Origin of the sequence: Methylophaga sp. UBA678 (assembly GCF_002299105.1) — a bacterium.
In the GTDB taxonomy this organism is placed as follows: domain Bacteria; phylum Pseudomonadota; class Gammaproteobacteria; order Nitrosococcales; family Methylophagaceae; genus Methylophaga; species Methylophaga marina.
This window is the reverse complement of record NZ_DBNG01000008.1, coordinates 88361-113762: the sequence shown is the minus strand read 5'-3', so window position 1 is coordinate 113762 and position 25402 is coordinate 88361. Positions and strand designations below refer to the sequence as shown.

Annotated in this window: 23 protein-coding genes; 21 read left to right on the top strand and 2 right to left on the bottom strand. The window is 44.0% G+C overall.

What is annotated here, in order from left to right; all coding sequences use genetic code 11:
- Positions 1 to 58 precede the first annotated feature (58 nt).
- Positions 59 to 2086 (bottom strand): methionine--tRNA ligase, encoded by a 2028-nt coding sequence (metG, locus tag B3014_RS04375; protein WP_289244791.1) that lies wholly within the window; start codon positions 2084 to 2086, stop codon positions 59 to 61.
- A gap of 176 nt (positions 2087 to 2262) precedes the next feature.
- Here metG and B3014_RS04370 point away from each other — a divergent pair, with 176 nt between their 5' ends.
- The 21 genes from B3014_RS04370 (at position 2263) to B3014_RS04270 (ending at position 22570) form a co-directional block, all read left to right on the top strand.
- Positions 2263 to 2766, top strand: a complete 504-nt coding sequence (locus tag B3014_RS04370) for a hypothetical protein (RefSeq protein WP_286304383.1) — start codon at positions 2263 to 2265, stop codon at positions 2764 to 2766.
- A gap of 2 nt (positions 2767 to 2768) precedes the next feature.
- Positions 2769 to 3353 (top strand): succinate dehydrogenase, encoded by a 585-nt coding sequence (locus B3014_RS04365; protein WP_289244711.1) that lies wholly within the window; start codon positions 2769 to 2771, stop codon positions 3351 to 3353.
- A complete protein-coding gene (locus B3014_RS04360; protein ID WP_289244712.1) occupies positions 3353 to 5293 on the top strand; it encodes a fumarate reductase/succinate dehydrogenase flavoprotein subunit in 1941 nt (646 codons plus the stop codon). Before B3014_RS04365 ends, B3014_RS04360 begins: the two co-directional genes overlap by 1 nt.
- Positions 5290 to 6018, top strand: coding sequence for a succinate dehydrogenase/fumarate reductase iron-sulfur subunit (locus tag B3014_RS04355; RefSeq protein WP_289244713.1), 729 nt, complete (start codon positions 5290 to 5292; stop codon positions 6016 to 6018). Before B3014_RS04360 ends, B3014_RS04355 begins: the two co-directional genes overlap by 4 nt.
- Positions 6019 to 6072: 54 nt before the next feature.
- The gene (locus B3014_RS04350) at positions 6073 to 6585 is read left to right on the top strand and encodes an ATP-dependent zinc protease (RefSeq protein WP_286304387.1); all 513 of its coding nucleotides are present in this window, start codon (positions 6073 to 6075) and stop codon (positions 6583 to 6585) included.
- Positions 6585 to 7490, top strand: a complete 906-nt coding sequence (gene rimK / locus B3014_RS04345; protein WP_286304388.1) for a 30S ribosomal protein S6--L-glutamate ligase — start codon at positions 6585 to 6587, stop codon at positions 7488 to 7490. Before B3014_RS04350 ends, rimK begins: the two co-directional genes overlap by 1 nt.
- A gap of 4 nt (positions 7491 to 7494) precedes the next feature.
- Entirely contained in the window at positions 7495 to 8547 is a 1053-nt protein-coding gene (locus tag B3014_RS04340) for a succinylglutamate desuccinylase/aspartoacylase family protein (RefSeq protein ID WP_289244714.1), read from the top strand.
- Between the two features lie 117 nt (positions 8548 to 8664).
- Positions 8665 to 10611: a biosynthetic arginine decarboxylase gene (speA, locus tag B3014_RS04335; protein WP_289244715.1), complete on the top strand. Its 1947-nt coding sequence runs from the start codon at positions 8665 to 8667 to the stop codon at positions 10609 to 10611.
- Positions 10612 to 10637: 26 nt separating this feature from the next.
- Positions 10638 to 11837, top strand: coding sequence for a saccharopine dehydrogenase family protein (locus tag B3014_RS04330; protein ID WP_289244716.1), 1200 nt, complete (start codon positions 10638 to 10640; stop codon positions 11835 to 11837).
- Positions 11838 to 11842: 5 nt separating this feature from the next.
- Complete coding sequence (gene nspC, locus B3014_RS04325) at positions 11843 to 13009, top strand: carboxynorspermidine decarboxylase (RefSeq protein ID WP_289244717.1); 1167 nt, start codon at positions 11843 to 11845, stop codon at positions 13007 to 13009.
- A 10-nt stretch (positions 13010 to 13019) separates the two neighbouring features.
- Positions 13020 to 13886, top strand: coding sequence for an agmatinase (speB, locus tag B3014_RS04320; protein ID WP_289244718.1), 867 nt, complete (start codon positions 13020 to 13022; stop codon positions 13884 to 13886).
- A gap of 150 nt (positions 13887 to 14036) precedes the next feature.
- Entirely contained in the window at positions 14037 to 14444 is a 408-nt protein-coding gene (locus B3014_RS04315) for a ketosteroid isomerase-related protein (RefSeq protein ID WP_286304395.1), read from the top strand.
- A gap of 10 nt (positions 14445 to 14454) precedes the next feature.
- The gene (locus tag B3014_RS04310) at positions 14455 to 15042 is read left to right on the top strand and encodes a GNAT family N-acetyltransferase (RefSeq protein WP_286304396.1); all 588 of its coding nucleotides are present in this window, start codon (positions 14455 to 14457) and stop codon (positions 15040 to 15042) included.
- A 64-nt stretch (positions 15043 to 15106) separates the two neighbouring features.
- Positions 15107 to 15988: a carbon-nitrogen hydrolase family protein gene (locus B3014_RS04305; RefSeq protein WP_289244719.1), complete on the top strand. Its 882-nt coding sequence runs from the start codon at positions 15107 to 15109 to the stop codon at positions 15986 to 15988.
- A 136-nt stretch (positions 15989 to 16124) separates the two neighbouring features.
- On the top strand, positions 16125 to 17207 hold the full coding sequence (apbC, locus tag B3014_RS04300; RefSeq protein WP_289244720.1) for an iron-sulfur cluster carrier protein ApbC: 1083 nt from the start codon (positions 16125 to 16127) through the stop codon (positions 17205 to 17207).
- A gap of 86 nt (positions 17208 to 17293) precedes the next feature.
- Complete coding sequence (dcd, locus tag B3014_RS04295; protein WP_286306127.1) at positions 17294 to 17857, top strand: dCTP deaminase; 564 nt, start codon at positions 17294 to 17296, stop codon at positions 17855 to 17857.
- Positions 17858 to 17862: 5 nt separating this feature from the next.
- A complete protein-coding gene (locus tag B3014_RS04290) occupies positions 17863 to 18912 on the top strand; it encodes a WD40 repeat domain-containing protein (protein WP_289244721.1) in 1050 nt (349 codons plus the stop codon).
- Positions 18913 to 18915: 3 nt separating this feature from the next.
- Positions 18916 to 19251, top strand: coding sequence for a YqfO family protein (locus tag B3014_RS04285; RefSeq protein ID WP_289244722.1), 336 nt, complete (start codon positions 18916 to 18918; stop codon positions 19249 to 19251).
- Between the two features lie 9 nt (positions 19252 to 19260).
- Complete coding sequence (gene pepN / locus B3014_RS04280; RefSeq protein ID WP_289244792.1) at positions 19261 to 21921, top strand: aminopeptidase N; 2661 nt, start codon at positions 19261 to 19263, stop codon at positions 21919 to 21921.
- Positions 21921 to 22334, top strand: a complete 414-nt coding sequence (locus B3014_RS04275; protein ID WP_289244723.1) for an HIT domain-containing protein — start codon at positions 21921 to 21923, stop codon at positions 22332 to 22334. Before pepN ends, B3014_RS04275 begins: the two co-directional genes overlap by 1 nt.
- An 11-nt stretch (positions 22335 to 22345) precedes the next feature.
- Positions 22346 to 22570, top strand: a complete 225-nt coding sequence (locus B3014_RS04270) for a DUF2835 domain-containing protein (protein WP_286304402.1) — start codon at positions 22346 to 22348, stop codon at positions 22568 to 22570.
- Here B3014_RS04270 and B3014_RS04265 read toward each other — a convergent pair.
- The gene (locus tag B3014_RS04265; RefSeq protein ID WP_289244724.1) at positions 22567 to 25395 is read right to left on the bottom strand and encodes a bifunctional diguanylate cyclase/phosphodiesterase; all 2829 of its coding nucleotides are present in this window, start codon (positions 25393 to 25395) and stop codon (positions 22567 to 22569) included. The two genes, B3014_RS04270 and B3014_RS04265, sit on opposite strands and share 4 nt — an antisense overlap.
- Positions 25396 to 25402 lie beyond the last annotated feature (7 nt).

Below are 25402 nucleotides of genomic sequence, written 5' to 3'. Positions count from 1 at the left end.
AAGCTGACTTAAAAAAGCCCCGCAATGCGGGGCTTTTTTTCGTCTGTACTAAGTGAGATTACTTCACTCTCATCCCAGGCTGAGCGCCATTATCTGGATTTAAGATAAATAAATCCTTTCCACCTGGTCCTGCAGCCAAGACCATCCCTTCTGATAAACCAAAACGCATTTTACGTGGCGCTAGATTGGCGACCATCACGGTTAATTTACCGATAAGGTCTTCTGGAGAATAGGCTGATTTAATGCCTGCAAACACCTGACGTTCACCTAAGCCAATATCTAAGGTGAGTTTAAGCAATTTATCTGCACCTTCCACATGCTCTGCATTGACGATTTTGGCAATGCGTAAATCGATCTTGGCGAAATCATCAAATTGGATTTCATCAGCTATCGGATCAATATTCGTATTGCTTGTAGTTTGCTTTTCTGCTGGTTTTGTTTCTGTCATATTTTCTTTTGATTCTTCAATGATCGCATTGATTTTTTCTTTTTCGATACGTGTCATCAACGGTGTGAATTTATTTATCGTATGACCAAGCAGTGGCGATGCAATATCAGTCCAGTTCAATGGTTCGATATTAAGGAAGGCTTCAGCTTGTTCAGCCGTTTTTGGTAATACTGGTTTTAAATAAGCGATTAACACACGGAATAAATTAATGCCCATGCTGTAAATGGCCTGGACTTCTTGTTCTTTGCCTTCTTCTTTGGCCAGCGCCCACGGCTTCATTTCATCGATATATTGGTTAGCCCGATCAGCTAAAGCCATAATTTCACGCATGGCCTGACCAAACTCACGTTTTTCATAGCGTTCTGCTATCAACTCAGCTTGATTGGTGAAGCTTTCAAACAAGGCTACATCAGCCAATGAATCAGTTAACTGACCATCACATTTTTTACTCAGATAACCCGCACAGCGACTGGCAATATTGACGACTTTACCGACTAAGTCAGCATTAATTCGGGTTTGGAAGTCTTCCAGACTTAAATCGATATCATCAATGCCACTACCGAGTTTGGCTGCAAAATAATAACGTAAATATTCTGGATCCAGATGATTCAAATAGGTACGTGCTTTAATGAAGGTACCCCGAGATTTCGACATTTTTTTGCCATCGACAGTCAGGAACCCATGCGCATAGATATTATCCGGCTGACGGAAACCCGCGCCTTCTAACATGGCAGGCCAGAATAGGGCGTGGAAATAGATAATATCTTTACCAATGAAGTGCACCATCTCAGTGTTGTTGCCGGGCTTCATAAACTCATCAAAATCCACACCTGTACGATCACAGAAGTTTTTGAAACTGGCTAAATAACCAATCGGTGCATCCATCCATACGTAAAAGAATTTATTATCCGTATCTGGAATTTCAAAACCGAAGTAGGGGGCATCACGTGAAATGTCCCAGTCTTGCAAACCACTATCAAACCATTCGCTGAGTTTACGTGTGACTTCAGGCTGTAGATGGTCGCTATTAGTCCATTCTTTTAGTGTTTTTTCAAAGTTACCGAGTTTGAAAAAATAGTGTTCTGATTCTTTGGTAATAGGGGTGGCACCTGATACAGCAGACACCGGATTTTTGAGTTCAGTGGGTTCATAAGTGGCACCACAGACTTCACAGTTATCACCATATTGATCCGCTGCACCACATTTTGGGCATTCGCCTCGAATAAACCGATCGGGTAAGAACATTTCTTTTTCTGGATCGTAGGCTTGGCTAATGGTTCTGGCTTCAATATGACCCGCATCTCGGTTAGCTAAATAAATCTGACTGGCTAAGGCTCGGTTTTCGTCACTGTGGGTACTATGAAAGTTATCAAAACCAATATTGAACTCAGAAAAGTCAGCCTGGTGCTCTTTACTGACATCGCTAATCAGCTGTTCAGGCGAAATACCTTCATTTTGTGCACGCAGCATAATCGGTGTGCCATGCGCATCATCTGCGCAGACGTAATAACATTGATTGCCACGCATTTTCTGGAAACGAACCCAGACGTCAGTTTGGATGTATTCCACCATGTGGCCCAGATGAATTGAACCATTGGCGTAGGGAAGAGCGCTGGTGACCAGAATTTTTCTTTGCATGAGTGAACCGAAATTAACCGTGATAAAAGCCATAAAAGATACCAGAATTAGGGTGTTTACACCATGTAAACATCCGCTTTCTCTCGCTGTTTCATCGTAATATTGAAATGCATCAGTCTTTGCATTAGATTGGAGTTAACACTGCTTGTGTTACGTCTGCCATTTCGGGGTAATTAATGGATCTTCATCTACATAATATTCATGCTGATTCGGTTGAGCTGGCACTGGAAAAAGCACGCCAATATCGTTCACTTGCTGAGCCTGAGATTGCCGAAAGTATTTGTCTGGATATTTTGCATATCGAGCCTGATAACCAAAAAGCCATCGTACTCTACATACTGGCCTTAAGTGACCAGCTGCATCATGCCGGTAAAAAGACGCAAGTAAAGTCGATTGAAGAAGCCATTGAAAAGTTACAAAGTCGCTATCAACAGTTTTATTACACGGGACTGCTTCATGAGCGCCGCGCACGATTTATGCTGACTCAAAGTATGGCCAGAGTATTCGCCTATGATTATTTTATCGAAGCGCTACAGTTTTATCAGAAGGCAGAAAAAATTAGGCCGGAACATAATGATGAGGCCACACTACGTTGGAATAGCTGTATCCGAACCATTGAAAAAGAAAACCTGAAACCGCGACCTGACAGCAAGGATGCCAGACTGGATATGGAAAGCTGAGCATGACGTTATTACAGATACAAAAACGCACCATGACCATTGCAGGAACGGTATTAAGTGTTTATCTCCTGTTTCATATGTTGTCCAATCTCAGTTTCTTTTTTGGTGATAGCTTTAACCAGTTTTATCAGATTTATAATTCAGCCTGGATACGTTGGCCAGTGTTAGCCATCGTATTGATTTGTTTGTGGGTTCATGTTCGGGCAGCAGTCAATATACGCCGAAAAAACAGTCATGCCAGGCAAGTTGCTTATAGAAAACACGATAAGTTTCATATACCCGCTTCCCTGGTGACCTTAAGCATTATCCTATTATTCCTATTTATTATCGTTCACATTCTGCAGTCTTTGTATGTCAATCCCTTTGATGTTAGAGCGTCTGTGCTTGACTGGTTCAGCTCTCCATTCATCACACTGTTTTATCTGATGGGCGTGTTTATATTAACGATGCATTTACAGCATTCATTGATTAATGTTCTTCAAACCTTAGGGATTTCATCCAAAATGCACCATATTGCTATTCATTCGGCAGTGGCTGTGTTGGCACTGGGTTTTGTTTCTATTCCTGTTTATGTGTGGTTAGTGTGATGAATGAGTTTGAATTAGATAGTCATGCACCTAAAGGGCCATTACAGGACAGATGGAAGCAACATAAATATAACTCTCGCGTTGTCAGTCCGGCCAACCGCAAAAAATATACAGTCATCGTGGTTGGAACGGGATTGGCTGGGGCTTCTGCTTCTGCCTCATTAGGCGAAATGGGTTTTAATGTAAAAACCTTTTGTTTTCAGGATAGCCCGCGTCGTGCTCATAGTATTGCTGCTCAGGGTGGTATTAATGCGGCCAAAAATTATCAGAATGATGGCGACAGTGTCTGGCGTCTGTTCTACGACACCATTAAAGGCGGCGACTTCAGAGCCAGAGAATCCAATGTTTTTCGTCTAGCCGAATTGAGCACGGCGATCATTGATCAAGCCGTGGCTCAGGGCGTGCCGTTTGCCCGTGAATATTCGGGATATTTAGCCAATCGTTCCTTTGGTGGCGCTCAGGTGTCACGGACCTTCTATGCCAGAGGACAAACGGGTCAGCAACTCTTGCTCGGAGCGTATCAGGCGATGAGCAGACAGATTGCCGAAGGCACCATTACCCACCATTCTCGCTGCGAAATGCAGGAGCTCATTATGGATGGTGACAGAGCGATTGGTATCGTGACCCGTGATTTGGTGACAGGTGAATTGGAAAGTCATCTTGCTGATTGTGTGGTGCTCTGTACCGGTGGCTATAGTAATGCTTTTTATTTATCCACTAATGCCAAAGGTTGTAACACATCGGCGATTTGGCGAGCCCATAAAAAAGGCGCTTTGTTCGCTAATCCTTGTTTTACTCAGATTCATCCCACCTGTATTCCACAACATGGTGAGTTACAGTCCAAACTGACATTGATGAGTGAATCGCTACGCAATGATGGTCGTGTGTGGGCACCAAAAAACAAAGCGGACTGTGATAAAAGGCCAGAAGACATTCCTGAAGAGGATCGCGATTACTTTCTCGAACGAATGTATCCGTCGTTTGGTAATTTGGTACCACGGGACATAGCCTCTCGTGCAGTGAAGTTAATCTGCGATGAAGGTCGTGGCGTCGGCTTTGAAATTGAAGGGAAAAAACTTGGTGTCTATCTTGATTTTGCTCAGGCAATCAAGAAACAGGGGCTAGCCGCAGTTGAAGAAAAATACGGCAATCTGTTTGAAATGTATCAGCGTATAACTGCTGAAAATCCCTATGAAACCCCGATGCGTATCTATCCCGCCGTGCACTACACAATGGGCGGATTGTGGGTGGACTATAACTTAATGACAACGGTTAATGGCTTGTTTGCCGGTGGCGAAGCGAATTTCTCAGATCACGGTGCGAACAGGTTGGGCGCAAGTGCACTGATGCAGGGGCTGGCGGATGGTTATTTTATTTTGCCGACCACGGTAGCGGATTTTTTAGCGAAACAGAAACCGATCAAGGCAGAGCAGTATTCCAGTCAGATAGATGAAGCGATGGCGTCAGCCAAAACTCGTATCAGCCGTTTGATGAATGCGCCGGAACCATCAATCACGCCTGATGAATTTCATCGGCAACTTGGTCAGATTCTCTGGCATGCCTGTGGCATGGCGCGAACCAAGTCTTCACTGGAACAAGCGATTAAAGCCATACAAGAACTGCGTCAGCAATTCTGGCAAAAAGTCAAAATATCAGGCTCGGAAGAGGGGGTAAACCAAACCTTAGAGCGCGCAGGCCGTGTGGCCGACTTTTTTGAATTGACGGAGTTGATGTGTATTGATGCTCTGGACAGGGAAGAATCCTGCGGCTGCCATGCACGTGAAGAACATCTGACAGAGGAGGGTGAGGCCAAACGAAACGATATGGATTACTCCTACGTGGCGGCCTGGCAGTATAGTGGTGATGTCAGTCACCCAACGCTTTATCGTGAATATCTGCATTTTGATTTTGTTCGACCCAGCATAAGAAATTACCAATGATTTTTAAACTGAATATCTGGCGACAATCCGGACCCGATAAAAAGGGTGATTTCAAATCGTATGAAATTGAGGCGAGTGAAGACTCCTCGTTTCTGGAAATGATGGATGCACTAAATGATAAGCTGACACTACAAGGTGAAGATCCCGTGGCATTCGACTTTGATTGCCGGGAAGGGATTTGTGGATCCTGCAATCTTGTTATCAATGGCACACCGCATGGTAAACAACAGGCAACAACAACCTGTCAGCAATACATGCGGGATTACAAAGATGAAAAAGAACTGTGGATTGAGCCCTGGCGAGCCACTGCTTTCCCCATTATCAAAGATCTCATCGTCGATAGAAGTGCCTTTGATCGTATTATTCAGGCTGGCGGTTATATTCCTATCCGGACAGGTTCGGCCTGTGAAGCGAATACTTTACCCATAGAGAAGCACGTTGCCGATGAGGCATTTGATGCAGCTACCTGCATTGGCTGTGGTGCTTGTGTCGCAGTCTGTCCAAATGCCTCAGCTACATTATTTGTAGCAGCAAAAATTGCACATTTGTCGGTTTTGCCTCAAGGACAAATGGACAAACAACGTCCCGCAAAATTATTGCACGCAATGGAAGAAGAAGGTTTTGGTAGTTGTAGTAACTATCGAGAATGTGAGCGTGTTTGCCCTAAAGAGATCAAGGTCAGCGCTATTACCACAATGAACCGTCTGCTTTATCAGAATCGTTGACGCATTCTGCCCAGTGCTATCATTAATCCTCGCTAAACAAACGGCTGATATCTGATGACAGAAGATAAAAACGAACCTATCGCCAACGACCCTATCATTGTAGGTTGGCGAGAGTGGCTTAGTTTACCTCAACTTGGTTTGAATCGAATTAAAGCGAAAGTGGACACGGGGGCCAGAACGTCTGCCATCCACGCCTTCTCAGTAGAAGAATTTGAGCAAGAGCAGCAACTGTGGGTGCGATTTGGCGTTCATCCTAATCAAGGTGATACTGACACTATTAAATGGTGTGAAGCGATAGTCATTGATCAGCGCAATGTGACGGATTCTGGAGGGCATACTGAAAAACGTTATGTGATTCAGACTGAGGTATCTCTGGGCAATCAACAATGGCCTATAGAAGTCACTCTGACAAACCGCGATAATATGCTGTTTAGAATGCTGTTGGGTCGAACCGCTATGACCGCCGGCAATCTTATTGTCAATCCTGCCATGTCATTTATGACTGGCCAAAGTGTTCAGGAGCATGATGAACAGCCTGTTAAAGAATTTTTTGATGGAGAAAGCTGATGAAAATCGCCGTTCTTTCTCGTAACCCCAAGTTATATTCAACGCGTAGACTGGTTGAGGCAGCAGAGGCGCGAGGTCATGAAGTTCATGTATTGGACGTACTTCGATGCTACATGAACATTACCTCGCTAAAACCTGAAGTGCATTACAAAGGGGAAATTCTGACAGGTTATGATGCTGTCATTCCACGAATTGGTGCATCCGTCACTTTTTATGGCACAGCGGTGCTTCGTCAATTTGAAATGATGAATGTTTATCCGCTTAATGAGTCAGTGGCTATCAGCCGCTCACGAGATAAATTGCGCGCGCTTCAATTATTATCCAGAAAAGGCATTGGTTTGCCTGTGACAGGCTTTGCGCATCGTCCGGATGATGTAGACGACTTAATAAAAATGGTCGGTGGCGCGCCTTTGGTGATTAAGTTGCTGGAGGGGACACAAGGTATTGGTGTGGTACTGGCCGAAACTGAAAAAGCCGCGGAAAGTGTTATTGAAGCCTTCATGGGCATGAAAGCCAATATCCTGGTGCAGGAATTTATTAAGGAAGCGGGCGGCGCCGATATTCGCTGTTTTGTGGTGGGGGATAAAGTCGTTGCATCCATGAAACGCCAGGGTAAGGAAGGCGAGTTTCGTTCTAATCTGCATCGTGGTGGTAGTGCTAACTTGATCCGTATTTCACCCTTAGAGCGAGCCACGGCTGTGCGTGCTGCGAAAACTATGGGCTTGAATGTCTGTGGTGTTGATTTACTGCGTTCAAATCACGGTCCGGTTGTGATGGAAGTGAATTCATCACCGGGACTGGAAGGTATTGAGAACGCCACCGGTAAAGATATTGCCAGCATGATCATCGATTTTATCGAGAGAAATGCCCGTTCTGGTAAAACAAAAACCCGGGGTCGAGGCTAAGCGCATGTCTGACGTTTTAGTTCTGGCTGGCGAGGAAGTCAGATTAGGGCAAAGTAAGATTATCGATGTGCCTTTGCCTGACCTTTATATGCAGACTGCGTTGAGCATGCCTGTGCACGTCATACGTGGGCGTCGCAAAGGCCCGATTCTGTTTGTATCAGCCGCCGTGCATGGTGACGAAATCAATGGCGTTGAAATTATTCGCAGGTTGGTAAAAAGTAAGAGTTTAAAAGGTCTGAAAGGCACCATCATCGCGATTCCCGTGGTTAATGTGTATGGCTTTCTCAATCAATCCCGGTACTTACCAGACAGACGCGATCTGAATCGCTGTTTTCCTGGTTCAGATGAAGGCTCGCTGGCTGCCCGATTAGCTGACTCATTTATGAAAGAAGTCGTCAGTCAGTGTACGCATGGTATCGATCTCCATACCGCTGCCATTCATCGCGATAATTTACCTCAGATACGAGCTGACTTATCCAATCCTGACGTAGAAATGATGGCTCATGCTTTTGATGCGCCTGTGGTAGTGAACTCGAGTCTGATTCAGGGGTCACTACGTTATGCGGCCGCTTCATATGATGTGCCAGTAATTGTGTATGAAGCTGGTGAAGCTTTACGATTTAATGAAATGGCAATCAGGGCTGGTGTGAAAGGCGTCTTGGCTGTGATGCGTCACATTGGTATGTTGGCAACGACGCGACACAAAAAACGTCAACACGAGCCATTTGTCGCTCGAAGCAGTGTTTGGGTCAGAGCGCCGGAAAGTGGCATCTTCAGAATGCTGGTGCCCATGGGCGCCAGTGTGAACAAAGGAGATTTATTAGGCATGGTGGCTGCTCCCTATGGTAAAGGGGATTCTGAAACAGAGGTGCTGGCGAGTAGTTCAGGTATCGTCATCGGCCGTACCAATATTCCACTAGTGAATGAGGGAGAGGCCTTGTTTCATATCGCAAGGTTTAACAAACCGGACGAAGTGGCTGATAGTGTGCTGGCTTTTCATACGGATTTGGATCCAGCAACAGATACCGCAGTGCCTGATGAATTACCGATAATTTGAGCAGGTGTCACTTTGATGTCATCTCGCCGATGTAATAATTGAAATAATTCTTTGCTTTTTCATTGCAAACTAGTGAAAATCGCGCCCTTTAACTAACCAAGACGGGAATAATCGTCAATGCAGAAAACGCCTTTTCCTACTATCGATAACGAGCTGGATTTAAGTACTGAATGGAGTGCTGAACATAGTGCTCGTTTATATGGAGTCAGGGACTGGGGAAGTGACTATTTTGATGTATCTGAAGATGGCAATGCGGTTGTCAGCGTGCAGTTTGGTGAGAAAACCATACAAGTGCCCATCATCGATATCGTCAATGGCATGCGTGAACGTGGGCTGGATATGCCGGCCGTTTTACGCATTGAAAATCTGCTCGATCAGCGTATTACTCAGCTTAATGAAGCCTTTTCACGTGCAATAGAAGAAGCGGAGTACAAAAATCATTATCGTGGTGTTTTTCCAATCAAGGTTAATCAGCAATGTCACGTTATTGAAGAGATTGCAGATTACGGTAGCCGTTATCATCATGGTCTGGAGGCCGGCAGTAAGGCTGAATTAATTATCGCTCTCTCACAGCTACGTGATCACGACAGTCTGATTGTTTGTAATGGTTACAAAGACGAAGAGTTCATCGAGCTTGGTTTGTATGCCCGTCAAATGGGGATCAAGTGTTTCTTTGTTTTGGAAACGGCGATGGAGCTGGATATTATCCTTGAGCGTAGTCGTGCTCTGGGGATTGACCCTCTGATTGGGGTTCGCATTCGTTTGGCTTCTATGGTGGAAGGTCACTGGAATGAAGACAGTGGTGATCGATCTATCTTTGGTTTATCCACCAGTGCTTTATTAGGTGTGGTTGATAAACTCAAGCAAGCGAATATGCTGCATTGCTTGCAGTTATTGCACAGCCATCTCGGTTCTCAAATCCCTAACATTCGTAATATCCGTACCGGTGTTATGGAAGCGTGTCGGTTTTACGCGGGCCTAATCGAAGAAGGTGCCCCAATGGGCTACATCGATATGGGCGGTGGTCTGGCTGTTGACTATGAAGGGGCCAGAAGTAACAGCACACACAGCATGAACTATGGTCTGGATGAATATTGCTACAACATCGTTGAAGCTTTACAGGAAAGCCTGGACCCACTCGATATTCCGCATCCGGTCATTATTTCTGAGTCTGGTCGTGCGTTGGTGGCGTACTCATCGATGCTGCTTTTTAATGTATTGGAAGTGCGAGAGCACAAAGCGGAACCGCTCCCAGCTGAAGCGCCTGAAGACAGTCACGATCACATCATTAACTTATTCAGTGTGCTTGACTATGTGAGTCCAGAAAACTTACAAGAGTGCTATAACGACTCTTTGTATTACCGTGATGAAATGCGTGAGTTATTTCATCATGGACAAGCGACCATTCGTGAACGAGCATTAGCAGAAAACCTGGCACTCGCTATTCTGGAAAAGATTTCTAATCTGCTGCCACAGGCAAGACGCGTGTCTCAGGAGCTGGAAGCATTACCCGAATTGCTGTCTGATATTTACTATGGCAATTTCAGCTTATTCCAGTCATTACCGGATATCTGGGCAATTGATCAGCTTTTCCCGATTATGCCCATACATCGCTTAAACGAAGCGCCGGTCAGAGATGCAGTTTTAGCGGATATGACCTGTGACTGTGACGGTAAGATCGATAACTTCATCTCACCAACCGGAGTGAAAAAAACACTACCGCTACACGAACTGAAACATGGTGAGGAATATTATTTAAGTGTTTTCCTGGTCGGTGCGTATCAGGAAACCTTGGGTGACTTACACAATCTGTTTGGTGATACCAATGTCGTCAGCGTGCATATCAACGAGGAAGGGGGTTTTGATTTCCGTCGTGAATTCCATGGTGACAGCATCGCCGACGTATTAAGCTACGTTGAGTACGATCCTAAACACATGTTAGAACAATTCCGTCGTATCGCTGAAGAAGCTGTGCGAGACGGACGTATTTCGGTGCCTATGCGCCAAAAAATGTTGCATGCTTTCAAAGAAAGTATGCATGGCTATACTTTTTTTGAACGTTAATTGAGACGAGTTAAAGGAATTCAGCAATGTCTAAAGTCCTGATTATTGGTGCCGGCGGTGTCGGTGGCGTAGTCACACATAAATGTGCACAGTTACCAGAAGTATTCTCTGAAATTGTATTGGCAAGCCGAACAGAAGAAAAATGCAAAGCGATCGCAGCCCAATTAGAGCGACCTATCAAAACAGCAAAGGTTGATGCGGATAATGTCGCTGAATTGACCACGTTATTGGAACAAGAAAAACCCGATTTAGTCATTAATGTGGCCTTACCGTATCAGGATCTGACGATCATGGATGCCTGTCTGGCAGCCGGGGTGGATTATCTGGATACGGCTAACTATGAACCACTGGATACAGCCAAGTTTGAATACAAATGGCAATGGGCTTATCAGGATAAATTTAAAGAAGCGGGCTTAACAGCATTGCTGGGTAGTGGTTTTGATCCCGGTGCGACCAATGTGTTCACGGCCTATATTGCCAAGCATTACTTTGATGAAATCCACGAGTTAGACATTATCGATGTCAATGGTGGTGATCACGGTTATCCATTTGCTACCAACTTTAATCCGGAAATTAATATCCGCGAAGTGACTGCTGAGTGTCGTCACTGGGAAAATGGTGAGTTTATTGAAACGCCTGCGATGTCAAAAAAAGCGACATTTACCTGCCCAGAAGAAGTCGGTACCTACAATATTTACCGTATGTATCATGAGGAATTGGAATCATTAACCAAAAATTTCCCGACTCTGAAACGCGCTCAGTTCTGGATGAGTTTTGGTGAGAGCTACCTGAAGCATCTGGAAGTATTGGGTAATGTCGGTATGACCGGTATTGAGCCGATTGACTATAACGGCCAGAAAATTGTACCGATTCAGTTTTTGAAAGCTTTACTCCCTGACCCTTCAACTTTAGGCCCAAGAACCAAAGGTAAAACCTGTATTGGTTGCGTGGTGAAAGGCATTAAAGACGGCAAAGAAAAAATTGTTTACCTGTATAACATCAAAGATCATCAGGATTGTTATCAGGAAGTCCAGTCTCAAGCGATTTCATACACCACAGGTGTGCCAGCCATGATTGGTGCCAAAATGATGTTAGAAGGCAAATGGAAACAGCCGGGTGTTTGGAATATTGAACAGTTTGATCCTGATCCATTTATGGAAGACATGAATAAATATGGCTTGCCGTGGAATGTGATTGAACTTGATAACTTTAATCTGGACGACTAATTTCGATGCAGTTTACTGATTTTGGCAAACTGGATTTATCTCGTTTGCCATCACCGTGTTTTGTGGTTGATGAAGTTGCCGTAGAACGTAATCTACGCATTCTGCATGGTGTGGCGGTCGCGAGTGGTGCAAAAGTACTTGGTGCCCTAAAAGCCTTTTCTATGTGGTCGCTGGGTGACTTAACACAAAAATATCTCAATGGCACTTGCGCCAGTGGCTTGCATGAAGCTCGTTTGGGATATGAAGAGTACGGTGGCGAAGTACATGTGTTTGCTGCTGCTTTTAGTCAAGCGGATATTGATGAGCTGCTCACATTCGCTAATCACATCGTGTTTAACTCTTGCAGCCAGTGGTTACGGTTTCGGGAGCAATGTCTTGCTGCGCAGACACAACGACCTGATCTGGAGTTTGGTCTGAGGATTAATCCAGAACACTCTGAAGGGGCTGTGCCAATTTATGACCCTTGTTCACCGGGATCACGCTTGGGCATCACGCTGTCTCAGCTTGATGAAAGCGCATTAGCAGGCATTAGCGGGCTACATTTTCATACCTTATGTGAACAAGGCTTTGAGCCACTTGAGCGAACAGTGGCAGCAGTTGAATCAAAGTTTGGTCATATCTTGCCACAAATGAAATGGGTCAACTTTGGCGGTGGTCATCATATTACCGCTGATGGCTATGATATTAATGGGTTGGTCGAATTAATCCAGGCATTCCAATCTCGTCACGATGTGCAGGTCTATCTTGAGCCAGGTGAAGCCATGGCGATCGGTACTGGTATTTTGAGCTGTGAAGTGCTGGATATCACCTGGAATAAACTGAACCAGGCGATTCTTGATACGTCCGCCACTTGTCATATGCCGGATACGCTGGAAATGCCATATCGTCCCGATATTCATGGTGCGGGTGAAGCGGATGAGTTTGAATATACCTATCGTCTAGGCGGTTTAACTTGTCTGGCTGGGGATGTGATTGATGATTACAGCTTCAAACAACCATTGGAAGTCGGACAACGGCTGATTTTTGAAGATATGGCACATTACACCATGGTCAAAACCACCACATTCAATGGCACAAAATTACCAGCCATTGCGTTGTGGAACTCAGGAACCGATGCCTTACGCATTGTGAAAGAGTTCGGCTACGACGATTTTAAACACAGATTATCTTGAGTTAAGTCATATGGAAGAGTATCCAATTTTTCTCGGTTCAGAAATTGAACAGCCAGAACCAGACAAAGCGATGTTTCATGTATTACCCGTGCCCTATGAAAAGAGCGTGTCATATGGCGGTGGTACCGCTTTAGGTCCTAATGCTATTTTGCAAGCTTCCTGGCAACTGGAAGAGTGGGATGGCAAAAGCAAACCTTGCGATAAAGGTATTTATACCTGTGAACCAGTGGATTGCAGTGTCACCCCTCAGCAAGTTATTGATAATATTGCTAAAGCGACAACCGATATCATTAAAGCTGGCGCCATGCCGGTTGTACTTGGTGGTGAGCATACGGTGACTTATGGTGTGATTAAAGGCTTGCGAGACGCGGGTATCGATGATTTTGGCATTGTGCAGATTGATGCACATGCTGATTTGCGTCAGGCGTATGAAGGTGATTTTCTTAGTCATGCCTCTGTGATGAAGCGTGCTGTGGATATGGGGATTCCTCTTTACCAACTCGGTATACGTGCTTATTGTGAAGAAGAGATGGCATTTCGTGACGAATTCGGTGTGTTATATCAGGATGCGGATGAGTTAGTACCCAACCGCATTCAGTCAATCGAGTTGCCAGAGGATTTTCCACAAAAAGTGTTTTTCACACTGGATATTGATGGCATGGATCCTTCTGTTTTTCCTTCAACAGGAACGCCAGTGCCAGGTGGGCTGGACTGGTATCAGACACTCAATTTATTCGAGTCGGTAGCCAAACAGCGTGAAATTATCGGTTTTGACATCATGGAATTTGCGCCCATTGAAGGGTTCCATGCTTATGATTTTTCTGCGTCTTTACTCACTTATAAATTGATGGGCATCGTACAACGAAATCGTCATTAATCAACGGGACGAGTGCGCGACTCAAAAACGAATGAATCAAATGGCCTGTTTGTAGGCTAAGGATATGAGGCAATGAAGAAATTAAGTCTTTTCCTCATTCCATGAAACAGATAAAATTCGGCCTTTTTCTACTCTTTGGGATTTTTCATCATGAATCAAGCTACAGTAAAACTGTTGGAAGACTACTACAATGCATTTAACCGCGGTGATATGGATGCATTTCTTAATATGCTGACAGACGACGTGATTCATGATGTAAACCAAAGTGGTCGTGAAATTGGTAAAGAAGCATTCAAGAAGTTTATGGATCGTATGAATGCGCACTACAAAGAAAACATCGTTGATATTTCTATCACCACCAATGATGCTGGCGATCGTGCAGCGGTTGAGTTCACAGTATTAGGTGAATATATGTCAACTGATGAAGGTCTGCCTGAAGCCGCTGGTCAAACATACCGTTTACCCGCAGGCGCATTTTTCGTGGTGCGTGACGGTAAAGTCGCTCGTATTACTAATTACTACAACTTAGAAGACTGGATCGCCCAAGTCGCAGGCTAAGAGGTGTGCGATGTTAAGACTGGAAAGACTGTCTGGCGATAAGCTCAATCAATACATTCCGGAGCTTGCTGAGCTCCGGATTCGTGTTTTTCGTGACTTTCCTTATCTTTATGATGGGGATCTGACATACGAAGAAAAGTATCTTCAAACTTATATTGAAGCGCCTGATAGCGTGATTGTGCTGGCTTTTGATGGTGACCATGTCGTGGGTGCCTCTACCGGTATTCCGCTGAAATATGAAACCGACGAAGTCAAAGCGCCTTTTATCGCCGCTGGCTATGATATTGACAAGATCTTTTACTGCGGTGAATCCGTTTTATTGTCTCAATACCGCGGGCAAGGTGCAGGTGTGGCATTTTTCGATGAGCGTGAAGCCCATGCTCATGAGATAGGTGGTTTCGATTACAGCTGTTTTTGTGGGGTTCAACGCCCTGAGGATCATCCATTGAGACCCGCTGACTATCAGCCTCTTGATAATTTTTGGCGTAAACGCGGCTATGAAAAACATCCAGAATTGAATACCACATTCAGTTGGAAAGAAGTGGATGAAGCGCTTGAGTCACCAAAGCCAATGACATTCTGGATGAAAAAAATCTAATCTTTTTGTGCGAAGAGAGTGCTGACTTGCGGACTCTTTTTGTGCAATGCCCGTGGAAAAATAAATGAGCAAAGTGAAAGTAGCGGTAGCCCAATATGATATTGGCTTTTTCGCACAGTGGTTTGAGTTTGAAGATAAGTTGACCCAATGGGTAAGTCACGCAGCTAAAAATGGTGCCAAATTACTGGTCTTTCCTGAATATGGCAGTATGGAACTCGCTTCACTTTTTGGGGAGTCGGTTTATAAAGACTTGGGCAAGCAGTTGCATTCCATGCAAGATATATATGCCGACTACGAGGCTTTATACGCCCAGCTGGCGAAGCAATTTGATGTCATGATTCTGGCGAGCTCTTTCCCAGTAATACAGTCGGATGGTAGCTTTAGAAATCGAGCTAATCTATACGGTGTTGAGGGACTGATTGATTATCAGGATAAACTCATCATGACTCGCTTCGAGAACGAACAGTGGCTGATTCATGCTGGTCAGGATATTAAGGTGATTGATACCGATATTGGTCGTCTTGCTATTAATATTTGTTATGACAGTGAGTTTCCATTGATTGCCCATCAACAAGTGCTGGCGGGTGCTGATGTGGTCTTAGTACCAAGTTGTACTGATACACAAGCCGGCTTTTATCGTGTCAGAATTGGTTGTCAGGCTAGGGCGTTGGAAAATCAGTGTTACGTACTACAATCGCCGACATTTGGTGAAGCCTTGTGGTCAGAAGCTGTTGATGTGAACACCGGTCGTGCCAGCATTTACACCCCGGTTGATTACGGCTTTCCTGATAATGGTATTTTGGCTGAAGGTTCAGCTGATACAGCACAATGGGTGTATGCCGATTTGGATGTGAATGAGATAGCTCGTGTACGCCAGCAGGGACAAGTATTTAATTATCGCGATTGGCCCTTGCAAAATACGTTGCGAGGCCCCAAATTAGATTGATAACGAACGCCGTCTTACAGATGGCGTTTTTTTTAGTTATCAGTTTAGTCAGACAATACGAATTTAGCGTCTGATACAAAAAACAGAAAAAGTGCGAGTCTGTGTCGATTACGCACTGAATAGACCGGAGTGAGCCATGTTAGATAATGCACAGATTAAGCAGATTATTAATGACTTTCAGGACCCATCAACCGAGATAAAACTAGGGGAGACCAATCTAGGGATTATGGTCGCAGAGGAGTCAGGAAAACAAATCGTCTCTGTGGTTCTGCGTTATCCGGTCAAAGGTTATATTGATGAACTTAATCAGTCATTAACATCAGCTCTACAGCAAGCCGGGGCTGACAATGTCAATGTTGTTGTCTCAAGTGAAATCATCAAGCACAAAGTTCAGCAGGGTGTGCAGGCACTGGATAATATCAAAAACATCATTGCTGTTGGATCGGGCAAAGGTGGTGTGGGTAAATCCACAACCTCAGCCAACCTGGCGCTGGCGCTCGCTGTAGAAGGCGCAACTGTGGGGGTGCTGGATGCTGATATTTACGGACCAAGCCAACCTCGCATGCTCGGTGCCAATCGTCGGCCAGAATCGCCTGATGGCAAGAGCATGAACCCAGTAGACAGTTATGGCATTCAAACTATGTCGATTGGGTTCCTTATTGATGAAGAGGAACCGATGATTTGGCGTGGACCGATGGTGACACAAGCCCTACAACAGTTGCTCGGTGAAACTAACTGGAAAGATCTGGATTACCTGATTATTGACCTGCCACCGGGCACAGGCGATATTCAATTAACCTTGTCACAAAAAGTGCCAGTGAGTGGTGCCGTTATTGTCACTACGCCACAAGACATATCACTGCTTGATGCGCGAAAAGCCTACAAGATGTTTGAAAAAGTCAAAGTACCTGTTCTAGGCATTGTCGAAAATATGAGCACACATATTTGTAGCAAATGCGGTCATGAAGAGCATATTTTTGGTGAAGGCGGTGGCAAGCGCATGGCCGAGCAGTACAATCTTAATTTGCTGGGTAGTTTACCTCTGGATATAAAAATTCGTGAGGATGCAGACTCTGGTAAACCTAGTGTTGTCACTGATCCTGACGCTGATATTTCAATGGCTTATCGCCACATTGCTCGCCGTGTCGGCGCCAGATTAGCCATGCAAAGTAAAGATTATTCTGCAGCGTTCCCGAACATTGTGATTAAAAATGACTAATGTTTAGTCAACACATAATAAAGCTTATTCAAGATGTGTTTTAATAGGCTTGTGATTGAACAATTATAAAAAGGTATGACCGAGCAATTATGATTAAGTCAGATAAATGGATTCGTCGTATGGCGGAGCAGGGCATGATTTCACCTTTCGAGCCGGGACAAGTTCGATATCGTGATGATAACCGCATTATCTCTTATGGCACGTCAAGCTATGGTTACGATGTTCGCTGCTCAAATGAATTTAAAATATTCACCAATATTAATTCAGCCGTTGTAGACCCGAAGAATTTTGATGAAAGCAGTTTTGTAGATGTGACCTCTGATGTGTGTATTATTCCACCGAATTCATTTGCACTGGCCAGAACCGTCGAAACCTTCAGAATTCCACGAAATGTTCTGACAGTGTGTCTTGGCAAATCCACTTATGCTCGCTGTGGCATTATTGTGAATGTCACCCCATTGGAACCTGAATGGGAAGGTCAGGTGACACTAGAGTTTTCAAACACCACTCCCTTACCGGCAAAAATCTACGCGAATGAAGGTGTGGCACAAATGTTGTTCTTCGAGTCTGATGAAGTGTGTGAGACATCTTACGCCGATCGCGGTGGTAAATATCAAGGCCAGTCTGGTGTAACTCTTCCTCGTTCCTGATGCCGATGTCTGTATTCTCCCGCCATGTAATCCGAACGCTCAGTGCTGCATTGGTATTGCTTTCATTGTCAGCCTGTACAGAAGAAAGAACACCGACAGAATCCTGGAAACACAGCGAAAATGGTAGTTATGCTTCCAGCTTTTCACCTGATGGTCGTTACGTGCTGGTAGGCGATATTGATTTGCCAGCAAAACTCTGGGACCTTCAAACGAATAAGGTGAAATATACCTGGCAAAACACACCAAATGATGCCGGTACGACGACAGATGTGGCTTTTTCTGACGATAGTAAAGTGGCCGCCACGGTAGAATCCAAAGTTATCGTTTTATGGAATATGGAAAACGGTGAACCGATGATTCGTCTTGAGTTTCCAGTTACGATAAAAGATATTGCTTTATCGCCTAAAGGTGACCACCTGCTATTAGCGTTGCAAGACAGAACAGCGGTGTATTTTGATGTGATAGGTAATCGCGTCGTCCAAATTCTGAAACATGATGGTAAAGCCGTTAATTCACCTATCGATCAGCTTATTAACACAGTTGATATTTCACCTAATGGTAAATATGGCTTAACGGGCGGAGATGACCACACAGCAAGAATGTGGAACCTGGAAACCGGACAACAACTTCGGATATGGCAACATAATAATGGTGTTAGTTTGGTTTCTTTTGATCCCATGGGTGGGTTTGTGATCAGTTCGGCTGGCAATGCACAAACACGTATCTGGAATGTCAAAAGTGGTAAACAAGTCGCGGTACTCACGACATCACCTGTAGACGTAGACGGTATCTGGGGTGACTTTCCTGTATTTAAAACCACAACCAGCGCGATTGCCTATTCTTCCGATGGTAAATATGTCGTGACTGGCCACCCCAACCGTGAGCTGTGTGTCTGGCGTGCACAAAATGGACAGGCTCTGGGCTGTTGGTTAACACCACGAAAAGACGCTTTAAAACCTGGTGTAGTCATACAAGCGTTAGCGTTTAGTCGTGATGGCCGTTACATCTTTAGTGAATTAGGTAATGGTTTAGGCCAAAAATGGCGTATTAGATAAGGTATGGCTGATAGCTTATTAAAATTGGTTTTTTTTGTTCCTGAATCACATAAAGAAGCCGTAAAACAGGCCATTTTTGCTGCCGGTGCCGGCCGTTATGATGGTTATGACAGTTGTTGTTGGGAGTCACAAGGAACAGGGCAATTCCGCCCATTAGATGGCAGTCAGCCTTATATTGGGCAGCAGGGCCAGGTGGAATATGTGGCTGAATACCGGGTAGAAACGGTTTGTCCCGCCCAACAAATAAAGCCTGTCTTAAACGCGTTACTTTCTTCACACCCTTATGAAACCCCTGCGTATGAAGTCTGGTCTGTATTGACACTGGATGACTTTAAATAGAGAAATATGATGGATCTTGCGAGCACAGAACAATCACCCAAAATGACTTTACTGGCTAACTATCAGGTGCCCCGTTACCTGGTGGATGAAGCCTTGCTTCATTTTGATCTGGATAAATCAAAAACACGTGTTATCAGTACATTAAAAATGCGGCTAAATCCCGAATCATCTGCAGGAGAATGTGTATTAGATGGTGAGTCACTGGACTTAGTCAGCATCAAATTAAATGGAAAAGAACTCGAAGAGACGGATTATCAGCTTAGTGATAAGTCTCTAGTTATTTCCGAAGTGCCAGACAAGTTCGAACTTGAAGTCATTACGGAGATTCATCCTGATCAGAATACTGCTCTGGAAGGGCTTTATCATTCAGGCCGACTTTTATGTACGCAATGCGAAGCACAAGGGTTTAGACGTATCACCTATTACCCTGATCGTCCTGATGTGATGTCTATCTTCACTGTAACGATTGTGGCTGATGCGAAAGCCTGGCCGGTCATGCTCTCAAACGGCAACCTGGAAGAACAAGGCCAGTTCAATGATGGCCGTCATTGGGTACGCTGGCATGATCCACACCCAAAACCCAGCTATTTATTTGCCTTAGTGGCGGGTGATTTATATTGCCAGCAGGATCAGTTCACCACCATGAGTGGACGTGAAGTCAGCCTACGTATTTATGTGGACCCTGAAAACAAACATAAATGTGATCATGCTCTGGTGTCCTTAAAACAGTCTATGAAGTGGGACGAAGAAGTCTATGGTCGTGAATACGATCTGGATGTCTTTATGATTGTTGCCGTCAATGACTTCAATATGGGGGCAATGGAAAATAAAGGGTTAAATATTTTCAATGCCGCCTGTGTTCTGGCCACGCCTGAAACAGCCACAGATGATGATTTTTATACGATTCAAAGTATCGTCGCTCATGAATACTTCCATAACTGGTCTGGCAACCGTGTGACTTGTCGGGATTGGTTTCAGCTCAGCCTGAAAGAGGGCTTCACCGTCATGCGTGATCAGAGCTTTAGTGCTGATCTCAATTCAGCCGCTGTTCAACGTATTGATGATGTAAATGGTTTACGCAGTATGCAATTTGCAGAAGATGCTGGCCCGATGGCGCATCCTGTGCGACCAGACTCGTATATTGAGATCAGTAATTTCTACACATTCACCATATACGAGAAAGGTGCAGAAGTCGTGCGCATGATCAAGACGTTGGTTGGCGAGGAAGGCTTTAGAAAAGGCACGGATCTCTATTTTGACAGACATGATGGTCAGGCTGTTACCACGGATGATTTCGTTAAAGCGATTGAGGATGCCAATAACGTTGATTTGAGTCAGTTCAAACGTTGGTATGAGCAGGCTGGCACTCCCGAGCTTTCTGTTAAAACGCACTATGATCCCATCAATCAACGTTTTACACTGACTCTCAGTCAATTTTGTCCTGCTACGCCTGGTCAGGATAACAAGGCAGATTTTCATATTCCTGTTGCTGTCGGTTTATTAGATAGTCAAGGTAAAAATATGCCTATGCAATTGCAGGGAGAGAGCACTGTCTATCACGGTGACACGCGTGTTTTATCTTTGACCGATACTCAGCAACAGTTTGAGTTTATTCATGTGAGCGAAGAGCCTGTTGCTTCAGTTTTACGTGGGTTTTCAGCACCGGTGAAACTGAAATATGATCTTAGTAATACCCAACTGGCCTTTTTAATGGCCCATGACACTGACAGTTTTAATCGTTGGGATGCTGGCCAGCAACTGATGATTAATGTGTTGCTAGACATTGTTGATGACATTCAGAAGCAAAATAAACTGGCTATGTCACCATTGCTGCTGTCACAACTGGAAGCTATTTTGCAGGATAAGCAACTTGATCCAGCGCTTATCGCAAAAATGCTGACATTACCAAGTGAAAACTACCTGGCTGCCCAGATGCAAGTTGCTGATGTCGATGCGATTCATCAGGCTCGTGAATTTGCAAAACAGCAGATAGCGATTTCTTTGAAACGCTTATTTAACAAACGGTACGAAAGCCTGAGTCAGACCAAAAAATATGAGTTCAATGCCGATGATATGGCGGCACGTAGTTTGAAAAACTTGTGTTTGTCCTATCTGGTGGCAAGTCATGATCCCCTTCAGCTTCAGCGTTGTCTGCGTCAGATGAAAGTGACTGACAATATGACGGAATTATTAGCCGGTTTACGTTTGATGGTCGATCAAGCCGGGCCAGAACGTGAACATGCATTACGTGCGTTCTATGAGCAATGGAAACATGATCGTCAAGTCGTTGATAAATGGTTATCAGTGCAGGCGGTATCTAAGCTTCCTGATACCTTGCTGCGCGTTAAGGCCTTGATGACTCATGAAGCTTTCAGTATCAAAAATCCCAATAATGTGCGTGCTTTGATTGGTCAGTTTTGCCGCAATAACCCTGTACATTTTCATGCTAAAGATGGTTCGGGTTATCGTTTCCTGGCAGAGCAAATACTGAAACTAGATAAGCTCAATCCACAGGTCGCAGCAAGAATGTTAGGGGCACTCAACTCATGGCGGCATTATGATGCAGAACGACAACAACTCATGAAAGCATCGCTGGAACATATTGCTGCTGAAAAAGAATTGTCAGCAGATGTGTATGAAATTGTCACCAAATACCTGGCTGAAAAATAATGTTCGCGCTTCATCCACAACTTAAACAAGATACTATTCATATTGGTGAATTTGAATTGTGTAATGTTTTATTAATGAATGATGTCCGCTATCCATGGATTATTCTGGTGCCTAAGCGTGAAAATAAAACCGAGATTTATCAGCTGACAGAGTCTGAACAGCAACGATTACTCAACGAGTCCAGTTTTCTTAGCCATGCTATGTCAACTTTATTTTCAGCCGATAAGATGAATATTGCTGCATTAGGTAATATGGTTGAGCAATTACACATTCACCATATTGCCCGATTTAAAACAGATGCGACCTGGCCAAAACCTGTATGGGGAGTAGGCCAAGCAGAGCCTTACTCGGAAATAGCAAAAAAAGCGATGATGTCACAGTTGACCTACGCTTTAGGTGATTATTTGATCTAGAAAGACGACGCATGACACGATTACGCTTTCGAATGACTCTTTCTCCTGAACAAGCGCTTCGTTATTATCAAGGCATGGCGAGAACAGTCATTGTGACGGCTGAAACAGGGCAAAGGGTGAGTTTTCCGGCTGAACATATTCGTCGCTTTATTGATAGCTCCGGTGTCAATGGCCTGTTTTCTATCGAATTTGATAACAATAACAAACTGATCGGCATAACGCGTTTATCCGATTAGTCTAATTGAAGCGGACTATCAAGCAATCTATCTTGCGGCTTTCCAATATAATACCCTTGGGCATAGTCCACACCCAGTTCAGCTAAAACGGCGAGAATCTCAGCACTTTCAACAAATTCTGCTACTGTGCTCTTGCCCATGCCTTTCGCAACAGAAACTAAGGCTTCCACAAATAATTTATCGTCATTATTTTCTGTGATATGGGTGATAAACATGCCATCGATTTTCACCACATCGACAGGTAATTCTCGTAAATAACGAAACGAAGCAAAGCCTGAACCAAAGTCATCAATTGAGAAGCGACAGCCTAAATCACGCATTTCTCGCATCAATTGACGTGCCTGATTAATATCGGCGACGGCTGCTGTTTCTGTTAACTCAAACAGTAGATGTTCCGGACTAGCACGATAATGTTTTAAAAGACGTTTGAGTAGCGGGATGAGATCAGCATCCAGCATGGCATGTGCAGATAAATTCAATGATAAGGTGATGGTTTGTTCTTGTTGCTCGAGTTCAGCAAGTTTGGCAATGCCTTTCTCTAATACATAATGATCAATTCGATGAATCAAGCCCGACTGTTCAGCCACTTCTATAAACATCGCTGGGCTATGTATTTGACCATCCTCATCCTGCATACGCAGCAGTACTTCATAGTGACTCACGGTCTGCTTTTGAATCTGCATGATGGGTTGGAAATACAGGACAAAGCGATCCTCTGACAGAGCATCTTCTATTTTCTGTTTCCAACGCATACGTTCTTGCAGCTGTTTGCCAAGCATGTCGTCAAAAGTAAAGAGATGCCAGGTATCCTTACCATGTGACTTGGCCTGATACATCGCCAAATCGGCGCTGCTTAGAAGACGATCTACACTGAATTCATTGAGTGGGAAGGGCACGATACCAATGCTGGAAGAAATGCTGTAGCGAACCTGCTCAAATTCAAAATGCAAACCATGCAATCGATCACTGATTTTTTCACAGACATCAATGGCTATATTTAAGTCGGTTTCTGGAAGAATAATGGCAAATTCATCACCACCTAATCGGGCTAATACATCATTGTCACGACTGATTTCTGTCAGTGCTTTTGCTACGTTTTTCAGTAACTGGTCACCGACGTTATGACCGCAACTGTCATTGATATCTTTAAAATGGTCTAAATCCAGCACCAGTAAAATACCTTGCCGATCATTGAAAATAGCCTGTTTTAGAATGTGTTCAAACTGGCTCTTCAGTTTCTTTCGGTTATAGAGTTCGGTTAATGGATCATGGCTGGCGAGCCAGCGTAATTCGGTTTCATTTTGTTTTTTTTCTGTTATATCGATACCGACAGAGAGAATCACAGCATTATTGGTGGGTATTTGGAAACTCGAATGTATCCATGAGATGGTATGAATTTGACCATCAGCTGAAATAATATCTGACTCCATATGAACAATATTTTCATCATAATGAGATAGTCGTTGTAATGATTGATGAATATTTTGCCAGTCAGATGGATGAAAAAATTGCTCGAATGGGTGACTGATAACGTTATTGGCCTCATAGCCTGTGATATTTGTGGCAAGCTCATTAAAGCTGGAAATGCAGTAGTTTTTATCCAGTGTGATAATAATTAATTGGGCGGTCTCTATCAGATTACTAACAAAATCTCTTTCTTGTATGAGTTCTTGTGTCCGTTTGTTAAGTGAATCTGTTTGTTTGCTGACCGAATTCTCAAGATCTTCTAGTTGTTCCGATAAGACTACAGCCGATTGTTCAAGGATATTCAGCTCGTCAAGATAACGCTTCGGGGAGGCATGATTCAGAGTGTTTCTGACTTGCAGGTATTTTTTTTCGGCTAATAAGGGCAGCGCTTTAGAGACTTTGGATAAACGTTTGAGTGGTGCTGATAATAATAAAAACAGACTGCCACCAATCACAATCAAGCCAATGAGTGACCAGATAATTGTTCTGTATGTGAGGCTGTTAAGCTCTTGTTGCTGTTTGGCAATGTTATCTATGATAACCAGCACCACATTATCAACTTGTCTTAGCTTAATAAATTGAAATTCAACGGGTAAATTTGAATCACGTAATATCAGCTTATCTTGGTCAATGTCTTGAAAACGGTAGTGTTTTGCTAAGAATCTCAAATAAGCGATATTGTTATTAAATGACGTGAGCACATTGAGATGACGGTCCCAGAGTGATGAGTCGGCTTGACGTAACTCTTGTGTGTTGGATTGATCGGAAATGATGGCAATGTCCGCGCCAGTTTGTGTCTGAAAATCTAATAATGATTGTGTCAGATTATAGCCAAGCACCAATACATAGTTTGTCTCACTATCAGCCAAAATAGGTAACAGTTGATATTGCTTGCAGCTGACCTCGCAATTAAGTTGACTTTGGGCGAGTTCAGTTTCTGCGGTCAGCGTAATATTATCTTTAATGACTTTTGGGGTGGGCGGGCCCCAGCCACCTAGGTTCCGACCACTACTATCAAACAACTGCACTTGGGATACATCCCAATTCAACTCTAGATCACTGCGGTAGCGATGAATACGATCTAATATCTCATTTTGTTTAAGTGCTGAACCTTGCTGTGTGGCGTCCGGTGAGATGAGTAATTCAGCAAGACGTTGTAGTTGATCTCGTGTGGTCGTGATTTGTCCGAGTAGTTGTTGATGATATTGCTCTTGTAATTGAGAACGGAACAAAACAAATTTTTGTTGGACGTTCCAGTAAATAATGACATGAAAGATCAATAGAAAAATTAACAGAATGAAACTAAAAAATAAGCCCGCTTTCCAGCGGATACTTAAAAATGGGGGCTGAATACTCATCGTCAGA